Source organism: Aeromonas lacus (assembly GCF_000764665.1).
GTDB classification, from domain to species: Bacteria; Pseudomonadota; Gammaproteobacteria; order Enterobacterales; family Aeromonadaceae; genus Aeromonas; species Aeromonas lacus.
In genome coordinates this window covers 14577-31554 of the sequence record NZ_JRGM01000010.1, presented here as the reverse complement: position 1 = coordinate 31554, position 16978 = coordinate 14577, and the positions used below count along the sequence as shown (strand labels likewise).

Below are 16978 nucleotides of genomic sequence, written 5' to 3'. Positions count from 1 at the left end.
CTATCTCGCAACGTGGCAGCCATGACTCGCTTTGACAAGATTGCACTCTCGGGCGGAACCATTTACGTCAGCCCTGACGTAAATATCGAAGGAAAAACAACGGGGTTGCTGACCCATGCCGATGCGACTGCACGAGATATCGCGGCCGCAGCCTGGGTTCCCAACGCCTATCTCATCATTCCACTCAATGAGCAGTGGCGTCTTGGGTTCTCGGCCACTTCCTATTACGGTCTCGGTGTCAAGATGCCGGACAACTACAGTGCCGGTCACTTTGGCAATGTCTCCGATATCAAGACCATGGATCTGGGTACCTCACTCGCTTATCGCATCAATGAGATGTGGTCAATTGGTGCCGGGATCTCTGCTATTCAGGGCGAAGGCGAAGTCGGTGGCACTTTCCCCTCCCGCAATCTTATCGCCAAGCATTTGCAGGGGGATGGCTGGGCATGGGGATGGAATGTCGGCACCTTGCTGGAACTATCCAAACAGACCCGCATCGGCCTCTCCTATCGCCATGATGTCAATTTGAGGTTATCCGGCGACGCTATCATTGGTACACCGAGCGGCAAAGAGCTAAAAGACACAGGCAGTCTGGATCTACCGCTGCCAGCAACGGCTGAACTGGCCGCCGTTCACCAGTTGACCGACAACCTGGCCATCCACGGCAGTATGAACTGGACCAACTGGAGCAAATTTGTTCAATTGGAAGCAGATCTCGATAACATGTCCAACATGCATATCAAGGATGAACACTGGGAAGATAGCTGGCGCTATGCCATTGGCATGACCTATCAGCTAACACCTCAATGGCAACTGCGCTCCGGGGTCGCCTATGACGCAAGCCCGGTACCTGCAGATCGCCGTACCATCTCCATACCGGATGCTGACCGCCTCTGGTACAGCCTTGGCATGGGTTATCAGTTCACGCCCAATCTGACTGTTGATCTGGGACTGACTCTGATCGATGGTAAAAAGGTCGATGTCACTGAAACAATGCAGCTACCTATCCCAGGAACAAACAAAGTAGCAACCTCTACTTTCCAGGGCACTTCTGAAGGGGATGCTTGGCTGGCTGGTTTACAAATGAGCTATCTCTTCTAAATTCGGCTCTGACAGAAAAACACTATGCCAATTATTGCCTTACTCAGTAGGGTCAGGACTGGCATAGTGTTCTGCAACACCATAAAATCAAGCCAGTACCCATATCGGAGCCAGGCATGTATTCCTACGTTGCAAGACAGCCCATTCTCGACAGAGACCTTAATACCTACGCCTATGAGCTGCTCTTTCGCGATAGCCTGAATAATGTCTTCCCGAGCATCTCGTCACGGCAAGCAACGTCGAGTCTTGTCGTCGAACAGTTTCTGCAACAAAACATCGATCAGCTACTGGGCGGCCGCCCCTGCTTCATCAATTTCCCTCACTCCCTGTTGCTGGATGGCTTGGCAGAGTGCCTCCCACCCGAGAAAGTGGTGATTGAAATTCTGGAGGATGCAGCACCGGACGATGCCCTGCTGGAGAAGGTCAAACAACTCCATAAATTGGGCTATACGCTGGCGCTCGATGACTTCACCATGTCGCCAGACTGGGAGCGTTTCCTCCCCTTTATCAAGATCATCAAGTTCGATCTGCGGGCAACACCGCTATTGCAGATCAAGGTGTTCATCCAGCGCCACCAAAGCATGAATCTGACCTATCTGGCCGAAAAGGTAGAGGACAAGGCGGAATTCGAACGGGTCAAGCAGCTGGGGATCCAGCTATTTCAGGGCTTTTTCTTCAGTCGCCCCGAAATGGTCAAGCAGGCGACCATGGAACCAGCCCAGGTCGTCGTCATGCAACTGCTCAACGTGGTCAATCAGTCCGAACCTGACATCAACCGGATCGAGCAGCTGCTAAGCCAGGATATCTCCCTTTCCCTCAAGCTGCTGCGCTACGTCAACCATCTTAAAGGACATACCAATCCCATCTCTTCATTTCGCCAGGCCGCCATCTACCTTGGCAATACCCAGCTAAAGCGTTTTGTCTCGCTGGTTGCGGCCACGAGTGCAGGCAAGGGAAAGAGTGCTGAGCTCTATCAGATGTCGCTGATCAGAGCCCGCTTCTGTGAGCTGCTGGCCCATGCTCACGCACCGACCCAGCAGGCGCCACAGGCCTTTATCACCGGCCTCTTCTCCCTGCTGGATGTGTTGATGGAGCAGCCGATGGACAAGCTGCTCGGCACCATTCCGCTGATCGATGCCATCCGTTTGGCGCTGCTTGAACGCAAGGGCAATCTCGGCTTCTACCTCGCGTTTTGTGAAGACTACGAGAATGCCAACTGGTCACGGGTCACAGCCAGAACAGCCAAGCTTGGCTTGAGCGAGGAGAAGGTCAGCCATCTCTATCTGGCTGCAACCACCTGGGTCAACGAGCAGTTGCAGGCGATGGAAGCAACCGATTAATCGATCTCCACCGCGATCGCTGTCGCCTCTCCCCCTCCGATACACAGAGAGGCAATCCCTCTTTTTCCTCCCCGTTGACGCAGGGCCGAGACCAAGGTAACCAGAATACGGGCGCCACTCGTGCCGAGTGGATGCCCCAGTGCACAGGCTCCACCGTATACATTGACCTTGTCATGGGAAATACCACATCCCGCCATGGTCACCATGGTCACCATGGCAAATGCCTCGTTGATCTCGAAGAGATCAACCTTCTCCACTGACCAGTCAAGCCGCTCCAGCAATTTGGATATTGCGCCAATGGGTGCCGAGGTAAACTCGGCTGGCAAGGCTGCATGGCTCTGATAACCGACGATCCTTGCCAATACCGGCACCTGCCGGGCAACTGCCGTAGCGCTATCCATCAATATCAGCGCCGCCGCACCATCAGAGATGGAGCTCGCATTAGCTGCAGTAATGGTTCCCTCTTTACCAAACGCCGGTTTTAGCGTTGGTATCTTTTCCGGCCGTCCTCGGCCGGGTTGCTCATCCTCTGCCAGCAGCAAGCGCCCCTCACGATGGCAAGGCGCCAGCTCCGAACTAAAAGAGCCAGCCTGCTGGGCCTCAAGGGCACGCTGGAGCGATGCCAAGGCAAATTCATCCATAGCACTGCGGGTCAAACCGGCCAGATCAGCGCTGCGCTGGGCATGGATTCCCATCAGCTGGCCATCATAGGCATCCTGCAATCCGTCGAGAAAGAGGTGATCCAGCGCCCACTGATGTCCCATCCGAAAACCGTTACGGGCGTTATCCAACAGATAGGGGGCACGGCTCATGCTCTCCATGCCACCAGCAACCACAACCCGGTTGTCGCCAAGCCGGATGGAATCTGCCGCCAGCATCACCGCCTTCATACCGGAACCACACACCTTGTTGACTGTGGTTGCGGGTGTGGATGGCAGTAAACCCGCTTTCAACATCGCCTGCCTGGCGGGAGCCTGCCCCACCCCAGCCGACAACACGTTGCCCATAAAGACTTCGTCGACCTGCTCCGGACGCAGCCCGCTTTGCTGCAGTGCCGCCTCGATGGCACACGCCCCCAAATCAGGTGCCGTCACCTCTGCCAATGCTCCCTGAAATGCCCCCATCGGGGTCCGCTTTGCCGCCACAATCGCAATATCCATTTGCCAGCCTCTTTTTGTTACATGGCCATAACATAGGTTTTCTACGTCACGGGAACAAGAGTTGCAGTGCAGTTTACGTTTAGGTAAGGTGCCAGCAGGATTTAGTTCGCCAAGAAGTCTGTATGAACAAAAACAGGGATGAAGCCCGGCGCTACAGCATCAGTGAGCTGGCTCGGGAATTTGATATTACGACGCGCAGTATCCGCTTTTATGAGGATCAGGGATTGCTCAATCCCGCCAGAGAGGGCCAGACCCGCATCTACAGCAAGCAGGATCGGGTTCGCCTCAAGTTGACCCTGCGTGGCAAACGCCTTGGTTTCAGCCTCGCCGAGATCCGCGAATTGTTTGATCTCTATGATGCCGACAAGAGCAGCCGTACCCAGCTGCAAACCATGCTGGGGCTGGTAACGGATAAACGTGAAACGCTGCAGCAACAGATGGAAGATATCAGAATGGTGCTGCTGGAGCTGGATGCCGCCGAACAGCGCTGTCAGCAGGCGCTGAACCAGCTAGGTTAATGAAGCAAGAGGGCAAACAGGTCCTCTTCTCACATTGCAAAAACAACCCAACGCCAGATAGCAAAAAGCCACTCCTGAGAGTGGCTTTTCTTCAACCTGACAACTCGCGATTAGACGCGAACGAAGTCCAGGTGAACCAGCTTGTAACGTACCGGGTGACGCTGGATAGCTTTCACTTTTACGTTAACTTCTTCGCCGTTGATGACCAGAGTCAGTACGGACTCATAGAATTCCGGCTTCTCTTGAGCCAGGACCATTTTCTTGTGGTCAACAGCTACGGACAGAGCTTCTTTGCCTGCACCGTAAACGATGGCAGGAACTTGGTCAGCTTGACGCAGGCGGCGGCTCGCACCTTTCCCCAGGTCAGAACGGACTTCAGCTTGGAATACGAAAGACATAGTATGTATCTCTTTTGGATGAATTTATGGTGCTAACTGCGACCGGTCAGCACCTCGCAAAACGAGCGCGAATACTACCATGGGCCAATAACGGATACAAGGCTCATCCCGTGCTTTAACGCCCCTGCTCAAGGCGGGCAAATTGCTGTTGCCGCTGGGCCGGGCTCAGCGCATCAAACTGCGCCAGCGTCTCGGCGCGGGGACAGTAGAGACCATCCCCGGTTTTGACCCGGATACTATGGCCAAGTCGCGCCTGATTTTCAGCCACCAACGCCAGCAAATAGCTGTACGTATCGGCCCCCATGGCACTGGAGAGCTGGTTAGCTATGCGCCACAGCGTCTCACCGGCCGCCACCTGATGACACACTGCACGCTCACCCCCTGCAGCCGGGGCCGATAGCGTAAGGGTGGCGCTATCGGTTGACGTGACAGCAGCCAGCTGGATATCAGCATTGTTTACCGATTCACGCGCAACGCTCCCCAGCATCGCCAGCAACGGCTCCGCCTCGTAGCGAGGATTTACCGCCAGCTGAACCGGCATTGCATGCGCGGCACTGAACTCGGCAATAAAGGGGACAAGCGGCCCATTTTCATCCAACGGAGAGAGACCCTGCTGCTGCACTGCCGCTACAGCCTGAACGGATGCGACGCCATAAGCCATCTCGTCGATACGCCGCAACTTTGCCAGATAGGCTTTGGAGAGCTCGGCCTCCCCCTCGAACAGATCAAAGGGGGGTACCAGACGGGCAGGAAAGAGGATCTGCCAACGACCATTTTTCTGTTTCTGGGCCAGCGGCGGAAACTGGTTGCCATGCCATGCCACAAACATGGCGGGCGGCGTGCGCGTCAAGGGGTAATACTCCGGGTTCAACTGCACCCAGGTTTGCTCTGCGATAGGCTGGTAACCGCTGATCACCACCTGCGCCACACTCAACCAGATCCCCAGCATCCTTGCCTCCCTGACTTCCGTTTAAAGGAGCCCACCACCTTGGCCGCCCCTTCCCACACTCTATATCACGCAGTTAAAACAGACAGATAGCAGCTTAGCACTGCGCGATAGCATTCAGCACCCGTTTATCCGACACCGGATAAGGGGTCCCCAGATTCTGGGCAAAGAACGACACCCGCAGCTCTTCGATCATCCAGCGGATATTGGCTACTTCAGCCGGGATCAGCTGGGATTTGGGGATCTTGGCCAGCAGCGCCTTGTACTCCGACTCCACGCTGTGCACCTTGAGCATGTAGACCCGATCCCGGTTGGGATCGATGGCAAGCTTCTCGAGACGCCGCTCGATGGCCCGCAGGTAGCGCAAGAGATCCGGCAGTCGCTGCCAGCCGGTCTCGGTGACAAAGCCCTTGTGGATGAGGTTGCCGAGCTGCTGTTGGATGTCCGACATGGCAAAGGCGGTGTCGAGCTGCATCTTGCCCTTGAGCCGTTTCTTGATCTCATGGGAGAGGGTCAGCACGGCTTCTACCTGCTTGGCCACCTCAACCACCGCATCGTTGAGCTCGGCGCGGACGTACTCCTTGAGCGCCTCGAAACCGGCCTCGTCCCAAGCCATGCCGCCGTGCTGCTCGATGAGCTTGTCACAGCCGCAGGCGATGCAGTCGTCGATAAGCTCGGCCACCTTGCCAAACGGGTTGAAATAGAGCCCCAGCTTGGCCTTGTTGGGCAGCTTTTCCTGCAGGTACTTGATGGGAGATGGTACGTTGAGCAGTACCAGCCGGCGCTGGCCCGCCCACATCAGCTGCTGCTGCACCACAGGGCTCTCCACCAGCTGGATGGCGACCGAATCCTTCTCATCTACCAACGCCGGATAGGCCTTCACCTCGAACCCGCCCCGCTTCTGACTGTACTCTTGCGGCAGCTCGCCAAAGCTCCACAGAGTGAGACCGGACTGCTCGATATCATCGTCCGCCACTTGTGACAGGGTCTCCTGCACCTTGCCGCGCAGCGACTCTTTCAAGGCCTCCAGATCTTTACCTTCCGCCACCTTCTTGTGTTTGTCGTCCACCACCCGGAAGGTGAGTTTCAGGTGATCGGGCACCGCAGCCCAGTCCCAGGATTCACGGGGCACGGTCACGCCGGTCATACGGCGCAGCTGACGCTCCATCTCGTCCAGTAGCGGCCCCTGTTCGGGGTTGATGCTGGCGAGCAACGCGTCGGCGTAGTTCGGCGCTGGCACGAAGTTCTTGCGCATCGGCTTTGGCATCGACTTGATGAGAGCCACCAACAGCTCGTGACGAAGCCCCGGGATCAACCACTCGAAGCCCTTCACCTCCACCTGATTCAGGAGCGGCAGCGGAATATGCAGGGTCACACCATCGGCTGCCTCCCCCGGCTCGAACTGATAGGTCAACTTGAGCTTAAGGCGCCCCTGCTGCCAGAAGTTGGGGTAGTCGAGATCGCTGATGTGGGCCGCATCTCCCTTCATCAGCATCTCTTTTTCGAAGTTGAGCAGCTCGGGATCCCGCTTTTGCGCCTCTTTCCACCACTTGTCGAAGTGACGGCTTGATATCACATCCTCCGGCAAACGGGCATCGTAGAAGCGGAACAGATCCTCGTCATCCACCAGAATGTCGCGACGACGGGATTTGTGCTCCAGCGCCTCCACCTCGGCCAGGAGTTTGCGGTTGTCACTGAAGAAGCGGTGGCGGGTTTCGAAATCCCCCTCCACCAGGGCGCGACGGATAAACAGCTCGCGACACAGCGCCGGATCAATGCGGCTGAAGTTGATGGTGCGCTCATTGACCAAGGTCAGACCATAGAGAGTCACCTTCTCCTTGGCCATCACGGCGCCGTTTTTCTTCGACCAGTGAGGGTCGCTGTGGTGCAGCTTGATCAGGTGGACTGCCAGTGGCTCCACCCACTCGGGTTCAATCTTGGCGTTGATGCGAGCGTAGAGGCGCGAGGTCTCCACCAGCTCGGCGGCCATCACCCACTTGGGCGGCTTCTTGAACAGACCCGAGGCAGGGAAGAGGTGGAAGCGGCCATTGCGAGCCCCAAGGAATTCGGGCTTTTCCAGATCCTTGTTGCCGATATGGCTCAAAAGACCGGTCAGCAGGGCGCAGTGCACCGTCTTGAAATCTGCCGGTTCCTGGTTGGCTTTAAAACCAAGCTCCTTGACCGTCTGACGCAGCTGGAAGTGAATGTCCTGCCACTCCCGTACCCGCAGGTAGGAGAGAAACTCCTTCTGGCACATGCGGCGGAACGGGTTGCTGCCAAGGGCATCCTGCTGCTCTTTCAGGTAATTCCACAGATTGACGAAGGCAAGGAAGTCGGAATCCTTGTCTTCAAAACGTCTGTGCTGCTCATCGGCGGCCTGCTTTTTCTCCATGGGACGCTCGCGGGGATCCTGAATGCTGAGGGCAGCGGTGATCACCATCACCTCGCTCAGGCAGCCGGTCTGCGCCGCACTGATCACCATCTTCGCCAGACGCGGATCAAGGGGTATGCGCGAGAGCTGGCGGCCAGTCTCGGTCAACTGCAGTTTGGGCTCCTGGTCCCGGGTACCGGGCAGCTCTTTGACCGCCTCCAGCTCTTTCAACAGCGTCAGGCCATCCTTGATATGGCGCGACTCCGGCGGCTCGACGAACGGGAAGGCCTCCATGTTGCCAAGGCCGAGCGCCAACATCTGCAGGATGACGGAGGCCAGATTGGTGCGAAGGATCTCGGGGTCGGTAAAGGCGGGACGGCTATTGAAATCCTCCTCCGAGTAGAGGCGGATACAGATACCGTCCGCCACCCGGCCGCAGCGCCCTTTACGCTGGTTGGCGCTGGCCTGGGAGACCGGCTCGATGGGCAGGCGCTGCACCTTGGTGCGCCAGGAGTAACGGCTGATGCGGGCTGTACCCGGGTCAATGACGTAACGAATGCCCGGCACCGTCAGCGAGGTCTCCGCCACGTTGGTGGCGAGCACGATGCGCCGGCCAGCGTGTTGCTGGAACACCTTGTTCTGCTCGGCGTTGGAGAGGCGGGCGTAGAGCGGCAGTACCTCGGTATCGCGCAGGTTGAGCTTGCGCAGGGCATCGGCGGTATCGCGGATCTCCCGCTCGCCGTTCATGAAAATGAGGATGTCCCCCAACCCTTCGCGGGCCAGCTCTTCCACCGCATCGAAGATCCCCTGCAGCTCGTCGCGCTCCTCCAGCCCTTCACTCTTGTCGCCGGTTTTTTTATCGACAAACAGCGGGCGGTAACGCACCTCTACCGGATAGGTGCGACCGGAAACCTCGATCACCGGCGCCTTGTTGAAATGGCGAGAGAAGCGCTGGGGGTCGATGGTGGCCGAGGTGATGATCACTTTGAGATCGGGGCGCTTGGGCAACAGCTGTTTGAGATAGCCCAGGATGAAGTCGATATTGAGGCTGCGCTCGTGGGCCTCGTCGATGATGATGGTGTCGTACTGGGTGAGCATCCGGTCGTTCTGGATCTCGGCCAGCAGGATACCGTCGGTCATCAGCTTGATATGGGTCTGCTCACTCACCTGATCGGTAAAGCGCACCTTGTAACCCACGTAGTGGCCGAGTTCGGACTCCATCTCCTCGGCGATACGGGCCGCGACGGTACGAGCCGCCAGACGGCGCGGCTGGGTGTGGCCGATAAAGCCCTTCACTCCGCGCCCGAGCGCCAGACAGATCTTAGGGATTTGGGTGGTTTTGCCCGAGCCAGTTTCACCGGCGATGATCACCACCTGATGTTCACTGATCGCCTTGGCGATCTCCGCCTGTTTCTGGCTTACCGGCAGGTTATCCGGATAGGTGACCTTGGGTACGCCCGCAAGACGGGATTGGTAACGCGCCTGTGCCGCATCCAGATCGGCGGCAATGGTCTCAAGCACGGCAGCCTGTTTGCCTTCGGGCAACTTTTTGACCCCGTGCAGACGGCTGGATAGACGGCGGGCGTCAAGGTTCATGCAGGCAGAGAGACGGCGGCGCAGCGCCTCGATAGAGAGAGACAAGGTACGAATTCCTTAAAAGAGTGCCCGGCAAGGGGGCCATATCGATAGCTAGGGCAGATCCTAAAGAGCGAGAAGGAGAGGTGCAAGCCTTAACATGAAGCTCGGGGCATACGAGTAGGCCCCTTTGCGCCATTGAAAGCATCAGGTCGGCGAACTTGCTGTCTCCCAAAATAACGAAGCAGGCCATTGGCCTGCTTCAACATAGAGACACAGCACTCAGCCGTGGCTATGGACAAAACAGGTAGTGAGCTGAGCGTGGATCGCCTGCATCACATTGTGGCGATTGATCACCCCGAGCAGCCTGCCCTCCTCTACCACCGGATAGATCTTGGGCTTCTGTCCCATCATCATCTCAGCCAGAGTCAGGATGCTGGTATCTGGCCCCACCGTCAGCACCTCTTTGCGCATCACATCCCGCACCTGTGCCACCTGTTCACAGTGATACGCCTCCTTGAGCATTACCGCGATGCAATCTTGCTCGGAGATCCAACCGATCAGACGTCCTTTCTCATCGGTCACCGGCCCCCCCAGCTGGTGGCTGTTCAAAAATTTCTCGACTGCCGCTTGCACCATCATGTCCGCTTTAAAGGTGATGGGTCTGCTCTGCATATAATCCCTGGCTTTTAGCGATTCCATATCTGCTCCCCTATGGTGGTCAGTCAAGCCTGCGTATTGCGCGTGAATATCGGCACCGTGCACGGCTTATTCCAAGCATAGCTGGAAGCCAGAGCAGGTCAGCAGTACGCATGCACCTCCTCTACCGTTGGAATGGCAGCCTGTACCATCTGCGACAGATTGTCAGCCAGAACGGCGACAACTTCACCATCAACCCGCCCCTCTCGTACCAACTGCTTCATAAAAGAGAGCGCCTCGCCAGCAGAGAGCCCCTGCCGATACGGCCTGTCCTGCACCATGGCCTGAAAAATATCGGCCACCCGCAAGATCCTCGCCTCCAGTGCCATCGCCGAAGCAGGCAAATGAAACGGGTATCCCGCTCCATTCGGTTCTTCATGGTGATAGGAGGCCCAGCACGCAATCTCTTCGAATCCCTCGATGTGGCGCAAGATCTGATAGGTCTCGAAACTGTGGGTATTGATGATGGCCCGCTCCTCGGAGGTTAATCGCCCCGGTTTGTCCAGAATTTCATCCGGCACTCGCAGCTTGCCGAGATCGTGCAGTAATCCGGCGATCTCCAGCATGTCACAATGAATGGCACTGACCCCCATACGCTCAGCCAGCAGTCGCGACAGACGGGCAACGCCGAAAGAGTGAGCCATGGTAAACGAGCTTTTGGCATCGACAATGCCCGAAAAAATCAGCGCCAATGCTTTCAGCTCGCCATTGGTCGTCGTGCAAGGTTCGCGCTCTTGCAGCATCTCAAGCATGTAATCATTGATGGAGCGCGACTCGAGCTGGAGCCAGAATGCCTCCGAGCGAGAAGCTTGCAGGAATGCCGCAACCAGCTCGGGGTCAAAAAATTCACCGCCATAACCCTGCAGCCGTTCGCGGATCTCGTTGGTATGCATCAGGAGCGACCCATCGCTATAGTGAGGGGCCGCCAGCGCATCACAACGGTCTACCAGAAAGATGAGATTGGCCTGACGGGCAACTTTCTTGTCCACATCGGGTAAATTGCGCAGCAACTTCCAGTGGGTGTGGTGATAACGGATGGGAAGCGCCAAAGGGGCAAGTAGCCGGAAATCCTTTAATAGCTGATACCCTACTTCACAGTGGAGCTGCGACGACTCCCAGTCAAACTCGCTGACCAGATGGTGGTGAATGGCTGTTGATGATACACCGATGTCATGCAGGACTCCCAACTCGAAGAGCAGTCGGCGTTCCGCATCGTCCATCCCCAGTACCCGGCTGCACTCGGCCGCCATGATCCCGACTCGTTTACCATGGGCAACATCGCCAATACCCACCAGATCCAGCGACGCAGACAAGGCATACACCACCTGTCTGAGATCGACCTGCAATGAGAACGAGTTCTTCTCCGTCAGCGTTCTGTCCATGATCACTATCCCATGCCGCCATGTTGTTATCAGAGGAGCCATTTTACCCTGCTCATATAAATAATTTAGTCAACAGCCATCCTCTTGGCCTTGGTGGACAGACAAAAAGTGTGATTTGGCAGAGGATTACCGGGAAAAATAACTATGCGACCTTCAACCACCGGTACATTTGCAAATTAGCGTTTTGTTACAGGTGAACACAGATGAGCCCTTGCCTAATAAAGCAACGAATAGGGGCCCAACCCTTCGTTCTACCTACACTATGGTTTACCATGCTGGCTATTGCGGTGCATGGCACCATCCACCCAGGCGCTAGCCGCCGTCATCGGATACCTCATCTCGAGCAACATGAGCAAAACAGCACACGCCGGCAGCGAGCCGACCTTCTATTTCCACGACTACGAGACCTTCGGCATCAGCCCCGCCAAGGACAGGCCGTCGCAGTTTGCCGGTATTCGTACCGATGCGGATTTCAACATCATTGGCGAGCCGCTGGTCATCTATTGCAAACCGCCGGCGGACTACCTGCCAGATCCGGAGGCGTGCCTTATCACCGGTATCACGCCACAAAAGGCAATGAAGGACGGGCTGTGCGAGGCGGATTTCATTCGCCAGATCCACGAGCAGTTCGCCACGGCAAATACCTGCGTGCTGGGCTACAACAGCATCCGCTTCGATGATGAAGTGACCCGCTATACCCTCTATCGCAACTTCTATGACCCATATGCCTACGCCTGGCAGAACGGCAACTCCCGCTGGGACATCCTCGACATGCTGCGGGCCTGCTACGCCCTGCGCCCGGAGGGGATCGAGTGGGCCTTTGACGATGAGGGCAAACCGAGTTTCCGTCTGGAGAAGCTGACGGTCGCCAACGGCGTCGCCCATGCCAATGCTCACGATGCGCTGTCAGACGTGCTGGCCACCATCGAGATGGCAAAGCTGGTGAAAAAGGCCCAACCCAAGCTGTTCGGTTACCTGTTTGACCTTCGCAACAAGAACAAGGTGAAGGCACTGATCGACGTGGTGACCATGAAACCGCTGGTGCACGTCTCCGGTATGTTCTCACCTTGGCAAGGGTGTGCAAGCTGGGTCTCGCCGCTCGCTTGGCACCCCACCAACCAGAACGCTGTGATCATGGTGGATCTGACCCGCGACCCCACCCCGCTTATCGAGCTCTCCAGCGAAGAGATCCGCGAGCGCCTCTACACCAAGAAAGAGGAGCTGGGGGATCTGGCCGGTATTCCGGTCAAACTGGTGCATATCAACAAGTGTCCGGTACTTGCACCGGCCGCCACCCTGACGGCAGAGCGAGCCGATGAGCTGGGCATCGAGCGGGAGCAGTGCCGCAAGAGCCTGGATCTGCTGCGCGCCCACCCAGAAGTGCGGGAAAAACTGGTGGAAGTATTCAATCAGGAGTTTGCGGGCAGCAATGACGGCGATCCCGATACCCAGCTCTACGCCGGTTTCTTCGGTCACGGTGACAAGTCCACCATGGATCTGGTGCGCGCCACCCCGGCGGATCTGCTGGGCGAGCGGGAGTTCGCCTTTACCGATTCACGGCTGCCGGAGATGCTGTTTCGCTACCGCGCCCGCAACTGGCCGCAAACCCTGAGTGAAGCGGAACAGAAACGCTGGCGCTTGCACTGCAGCGACTACTTCAGCAACCGTCTGCCTGACTATGTACCGCGCCTCGAAGCGCTGGCAGAACAGAATCAGGGTAACGAACGAAACTTTGCGATTCTTAAGAGTCTCTACCACTATCTGGAAGATTTATGAGTTGTGATTGATTTCACACTAAATCCTCATCGCCAATCCCCTTCTTCAAGTCATAATGACGAAGGGGATCTTCTCAAAAACCAATATGTTGCATCCCCTGTGCCTTGCCCCTATCAAACGGAAGCCATTTGCTGATGCCTCGTCACCACGCTCTGCTGGGATTACTGGCCCTGCTGCCGCTGGCAGCCAACGCCGCATACCGGTTCGATATGCCGGACTACCTTGCGCTGTTGCCGGAGCAGACCTATCACATTGTTGAGCACAGCTTCAGCACCCTGTACAAGCAGACCGACTTTACGCCTCAGGTCACCAACAGCTACTTCAACAACTCCAACCTCTACAAGTTTGTCGGGGTGCCGCTGGTCATCTCCGCCCAATCCGGCTTTCAGCTGGAGGTGTTTGGCCAGGCCTATAACCGCGCGTCTCAGGCCTATGTGCATCTGAGCGAAGATATGTCGCTTTACCGGGTGATGCGGGTCGATGTGATGGGTAACCCCAACGATCGGCTGGCTATCGGTTTTGGCTTTGGTATGCCAATCACCCCTAATCTCACCCTCAAGGCCATCACCTCGGGCAGCGATATCCCGGGCTATGGTTCAGCCAAATACGCGGCTGGCGTCGAGTGGCGTTACTGACACAGCTCATGCAAATAGCAAAAACTCAGGCTCCCGAAGGAGCCTGAATTGTTTGAGAGGCGGGCCTTATCAGATGTAACGGATCACCCGCCCTTCGCCCCCTTGCAGGGTCACGGCCGTACCGACTGCCTCTCCCTGCCAAAAATCGGTTCCCCCTTCCGGCAGCAGAAACTCCTGTGGTTGCCCCTCCCAGTTGAAGAGGCAGAGCAGAGTGCCCCCCTCGGGCAGGCTCACTTCACCGCAGGCAAAGTCCATCGACTCGAAACGGGCAGAAGGTGCACGAGCAGCACAAAGACCCAGCAGCTTGCGCAGTTGCGCCGCCTGCTCCTCATCGAGATCTTGCAGTCGATCACCCGCCAGCATCATGCCGCCACTCGCCACCAGTGCCGCCAGATGGAAGCTGTATTCAGCCTGACTCGCTTGCTGGGTTGGCAGATCCCGCAAACAGATGCAGTCGGGGTCGAGGGCCCAAAGCTTGTCGTTCTGCCAGGCGCGGCAGAACGCCTCGCGGGCGATCTGGCGATAACGGTGGCCGTTGCGCTCCACGTCATCGCTCACCCGCATACCGTGCACCAAGCCAAGACTTGGCCAAATGGGGGCATTGCAACCAAGCAGGAAGGCTCCCTCCCCTGCGCCGCGCAAGATGGCGGCCATGCCGCGTCGATAGGCCTCAACCCGGGTGGCCGCCGGATCGTGGAAACGACCACCATGGATGGCACCCCAGAAGTTGGCATCGAGCTTGAAGTAGTGGATGCCCCACTGCTCGCGCAGAGTGCGGAACACCTGCTCAAGGTGAGCTTGCACCTCGGGGTGGGTACCGTCCAGCACATACCAGGGGGTACAGCGCCAACCGCCATAAGTCACTCGCTCGGAGGGGAGCGGCAAGCCGTCATCCCCCTTTACGAACCAGTCGGGGTGATCCTGAAACACCTGCGAAGTTGGCTCGGCAATAAAGGGGGCGACCCAGAGGGCAGGCTCGCAGCCAGCCTGTTTGATCTCGGCGGCCAGCGACGCCACGCCTTGCTCAAACTTGGCCGACGGGGTGAGCCAGTCACCCATTTTGGCCTGATAGCCATCGTCGATTTGCACATAGCGCAGGGCCGGGAAGCGCTCGGCACGCACCTGCAGGTTCTCGCGAATGTCGGCGGCGCTCACCTCGGCGTAGTAGTGATACCAGGAGCACCAGCCGCTCGGGCGATCACTCACCTTACCGATCAGCGAGCCATGCTCGACCTCGATCATCCGTGCCAACTCGGCCAGCAGATCCTCGCGATCCGCCCCTTCAAGGCAGATCAGCGCCTCGCTCTGCCAGTGCTCACCGGCCGCGAGTTCCCGCCCTTCGCAGTTCATCAGGATCTGCAGCCGACCATCCGGGTAGAGGCGAAACTCCCCGCCAAAACGGTGGCAGCTGGCAAAGGCGAGCAGCAGCCACCCCTTGCCATGCTCCACCAGCAGCAGGTTGTGAATTGTGTGATAGCCATTGTCATCAGTAATGCGATAGACGCTGGCATCGGGACAACGGCCGACATGTTGTGGTGATTGCCAGCTACCCATGGTCTGGGCCAGCATCTGGAATCCTTCGCCATAGATGGCGCTATCCACCGGCAGGCCAAGCTTGCCGTCAAACAGCACCCAGCGCTCGACCGGGGTGGCATCAGAACCGGTGTTGTCGAGTCGCACCCGACACAGGGGCCCTTCCCACTGACGGGTTTGCAGCAGATGGGGTGGCAACGCATTATCGTTCGCCAGCTGGCGAACTCGGGACAAGAGGGATGTCATCACTACTCCTTGTAGTTCAAAAAGGGTTCTATCAGGCACTTTTCAAAAAATGCCAATCAAATCAGCTTCAAATGAACTGATTTCAGTTGTTATTGTTTTAATGCCGCGACCCGGCCTCTCTGGTAAACTGCGATTTTTCTTCCCAGTCGATGAGGTTCACGTGATCGCGCAACGCGCCTTGCTGTACTTTCGTGACTTTATGGTCATCGTCGCCTGCCTGCTGGCAGGCAAATCCGTGGCAGCCATCCTGCCGTTTGCCTTTCCCGGCAGCATCATCGGCATGCTGCTGCTGTTTGTGCTGCTCTCCCTGCAACTGATCAAGCTGCACTGGGTCGAGCTGGGAGCAGGCTTGCTGCTGCGCCACATGGGCGTTTTGTTCGTGCCGGTTGCGGTCGGACTGGTGGCCTGGCTTGAGCCCCTGCGCCAATCCTTCGGCGTCATCATGCTCTGCATCGTGCTCGGGATCGTGCTGATCCTCGCCACCGTCGGTCGGCTCTACCAGAGGATGAACAAATGATCTTCTGGCTAGCGATCCCTCTGACCCTGGCGCTCTATTTCGCCACCCGCGCCCTCTATCGCCGCCTGCCCTGGCCCATCATCAATCCGGTGCTGGTGCCGACCGCGGTGATCATCGGTCTGCTGCTCTGGCTCGACCTGCCCCTTGAGCAGTACGAGCGCGGCAGCAGCCCCATTACCATGCTGCTGGAGCCCGCAGTAGTTGCGCTGGCGCTGCCGCTCTATCAGCAGGCGCGCCAAATTCAGGCCAAGCTCAAGCCCATCCTAATCTGTACCCTCGCCTCCGTCTTGATCTCGGTGTGCACAACCCTGCTGATCGGTCATTTTATGGGCACAGATCCGGCGCTGCTCGCCTCATTGGCGACCAAATCCATCACCACCCCGCTCGCCATGAGCGTCAGCCAGTCCATTGGCGGCATTCCCGCCATCGCCGCTGCTGTGGTGGTGGTAGTGGGAATTGTCGGCGCCCTGATCGGCTACCCGCTGCTCAAACTGCTCAAAGTGACCGACCCGGAAGCGCAGGGGCTCGCCATGGGGGCCTGTGCCCACGCCATCGGCACCGCCACCTCAGCCGAGAAGGGGATCACCCAGGGCGCCTTTGCATCGCTCGCCATGGTGGTGTGCGGTATCCTCACCGCTGCCGTCGCGCCCCTCCTTTTTGCCATCTATCACTGGCTCACCTGACCGATGATTAACCACCCCGACGGCTCTGCAGCGCTGTCGGGGTGCGACCTGCCGCACAATTTGCACAAGACAAACGTTTCCATTACCATCCCCCTCCG

General features: G+C 57.6%; 14 protein-coding genes. 7 read left to right on the top strand and 7 right to left on the bottom strand.

The window, feature by feature from the left end; all coding sequences use genetic code 11:
- Positions 1-1101, top strand: a 1101-nt coding sequence (locus tag LG31_RS0100925; protein ID WP_033112638.1) for an OmpP1/FadL family transporter, incomplete at its 5' end; no start/stop codon positions are given.
- A 116-nt stretch (positions 1102-1217) separates the two neighbouring features.
- Positions 1218-2441: an EAL and HDOD domain-containing protein gene (locus tag LG31_RS0100920; protein WP_033112632.1), complete on the top strand. Its 1224-nt coding sequence runs from the start codon at positions 1218-1220 to the stop codon at positions 2439-2441.
- On the opposite strand, the gene LG31_RS0100915 is transcribed toward LG31_RS0100920, so the two are convergent.
- Entirely contained in the window at positions 2438-3601 is a 1164-nt protein-coding gene (locus tag LG31_RS0100915; protein ID WP_033112631.1) for a thiolase family protein, read from the bottom strand. The genes LG31_RS0100920 and LG31_RS0100915 overlap by 4 nt on opposite strands.
- 122 nt (positions 3602-3723) lie before the next feature.
- Here LG31_RS0100915 and LG31_RS0100910 point away from each other — a divergent pair, with 122 nt between their 5' ends.
- Positions 3724-4119 (top strand): MerR family transcriptional regulator, encoded by a 396-nt coding sequence (locus LG31_RS0100910; protein WP_033112630.1) that lies wholly within the window; start codon positions 3724-3726, stop codon positions 4117-4119.
- Positions 4120-4229: 110 nt separating this feature from the next.
- On the opposite strand, the gene rplY is transcribed toward LG31_RS0100910, so the two are convergent.
- From rplY to LG31_RS0100885, 5 genes are all read right to left on the bottom strand, one after another.
- Positions 4230-4517 carry a 50S ribosomal protein L25 gene (gene rplY / locus LG31_RS20205; protein WP_084059506.1) on the bottom strand — a complete coding sequence of 96 codons (288 nt, stop codon included), beginning with the start codon at positions 4515-4517 and terminating at the stop codon, positions 4230-4232.
- A gap of 115 nt (positions 4518-4632) precedes the next feature.
- Entirely contained in the window at positions 4633-5466 is an 834-nt protein-coding gene (locus LG31_RS0100900; RefSeq protein ID WP_033112628.1) for a hypothetical protein, read from the bottom strand.
- Between the two features lie 94 nt (positions 5467-5560).
- Positions 5561-9475: an ATP-dependent RNA helicase HrpA gene (gene hrpA, locus LG31_RS0100895; RefSeq protein ID WP_033112627.1), complete on the bottom strand. Its 3915-nt coding sequence runs from the start codon at positions 9473-9475 to the stop codon at positions 5561-5563.
- Positions 9476-9691: 216 nt separating this feature from the next.
- Positions 9692-10111, bottom strand: coding sequence for a CBS domain-containing protein (locus tag LG31_RS0100890; RefSeq protein ID WP_033112626.1), 420 nt, complete (start codon positions 10109-10111; stop codon positions 9692-9694).
- 98 nt (positions 10112-10209) lie between these two features.
- The gene (locus tag LG31_RS0100885) at positions 10210-11490 is read right to left on the bottom strand and encodes an HD domain-containing phosphohydrolase (protein WP_033112637.1); all 1281 of its coding nucleotides are present in this window, start codon (positions 11488-11490) and stop codon (positions 10210-10212) included.
- A gap of 348 nt (positions 11491-11838) precedes the next feature.
- Between LG31_RS0100885 and sbcB the strand changes: the two genes are divergently transcribed.
- Positions 11839-13266, top strand: coding sequence for an exodeoxyribonuclease I (gene sbcB, locus LG31_RS0100880; protein ID WP_033112636.1), 1428 nt, complete (start codon positions 11839-11841; stop codon positions 13264-13266).
- A 134-nt stretch (positions 13267-13400) separates the two neighbouring features.
- On the top strand, positions 13401-13901 hold the full coding sequence (locus LG31_RS0100875; protein WP_033112635.1) for a hypothetical protein: 501 nt from the start codon (positions 13401-13403) through the stop codon (positions 13899-13901).
- A 69-nt stretch (positions 13902-13970) separates the two neighbouring features.
- Here LG31_RS0100875 and LG31_RS0100870 read toward each other — a convergent pair whose 3' ends face one another.
- On the bottom strand, positions 13971-15680 hold the full coding sequence (locus tag LG31_RS0100870; protein WP_033112625.1) for a glycoside hydrolase family 36 protein: 1710 nt from the start codon (positions 15678-15680) through the stop codon (positions 13971-13973).
- Positions 15681-15840: 160 nt separating this feature from the next.
- Here LG31_RS0100870 and LG31_RS0100865 point away from each other — a divergent pair, with 160 nt between their 5' ends.
- Complete coding sequence (locus LG31_RS0100865) at positions 15841-16197, top strand: CidA/LrgA family protein (RefSeq protein ID WP_005333279.1); 357 nt, start codon at positions 15841-15843, stop codon at positions 16195-16197.
- The gene (locus tag LG31_RS0100860; protein WP_033112624.1) at positions 16194-16880 is read left to right on the top strand and encodes an LrgB family protein; all 687 of its coding nucleotides are present in this window, start codon (positions 16194-16196) and stop codon (positions 16878-16880) included. Before LG31_RS0100865 ends, LG31_RS0100860 begins: the two co-directional genes overlap by 4 nt.
- The last annotated feature ends 98 nt before the right edge of the window (positions 16881-16978 follow it).

Excerpts from the sequence above, each read along its gene's own strand:
- LG31_RS0100910 (WP_033112630.1), top strand. The coding sequence starts at position 3,724 with ATGAACAAAAACAGGGATGAAGCCCGGCGCTACAGCATCAGTGAGCTG.
- sbcB (WP_033112636.1), top strand. The coding sequence starts at position 11,839 with ATGAGCAAAACAGCACACGCCGGCAGCGAGCCGACCTTCTATTTCCAC.
- LG31_RS0100900 (WP_033112628.1), bottom strand. The coding sequence starts at position 5,466 with ATGCTGGGGATCTGGTTGAGTGTGGCGCAGGTGGTGATCAGCGGTTAC.
- LG31_RS0100920 (WP_033112632.1), top strand. The coding sequence starts at position 1,218 with ATGTATTCCTACGTTGCAAGACAGCCCATTCTCGACAGAGACCTTAAT.
- LG31_RS0100870 (WP_033112625.1), bottom strand. The coding sequence starts at position 15,680 with ATGACATCCCTCTTGTCCCGAGTTCGCCAGCTGGCGAACGATAATGCG.
- LG31_RS0100890 (WP_033112626.1), bottom strand. The coding sequence starts at position 10,111 with ATGGAATCGCTAAAAGCCAGGGATTATATGCAGAGCAGACCCATCACC.
- LG31_RS0100860 (WP_033112624.1), top strand. The coding sequence starts at position 16,194 with ATGATCTTCTGGCTAGCGATCCCTCTGACCCTGGCGCTCTATTTCGCC.
- rplY (WP_084059506.1), bottom strand. The coding sequence starts at position 4,517 with ATGTCTTTCGTATTCCAAGCTGAAGTCCGTTCTGACCTGGGGAAAGGT.
- LG31_RS0100915 (WP_033112631.1), bottom strand. The coding sequence starts at position 3,601 with ATGGATATTGCGATTGTGGCGGCAAAGCGGACCCCGATGGGGGCATTT.
- LG31_RS0100875 (WP_033112635.1), top strand. The coding sequence starts at position 13,401 with ATGCCTCGTCACCACGCTCTGCTGGGATTACTGGCCCTGCTGCCGCTG.
- LG31_RS0100885 (WP_033112637.1), bottom strand. The coding sequence starts at position 11,490 with ATGGACAGAACGCTGACGGAGAAGAACTCGTTCTCATTGCAGGTCGAT.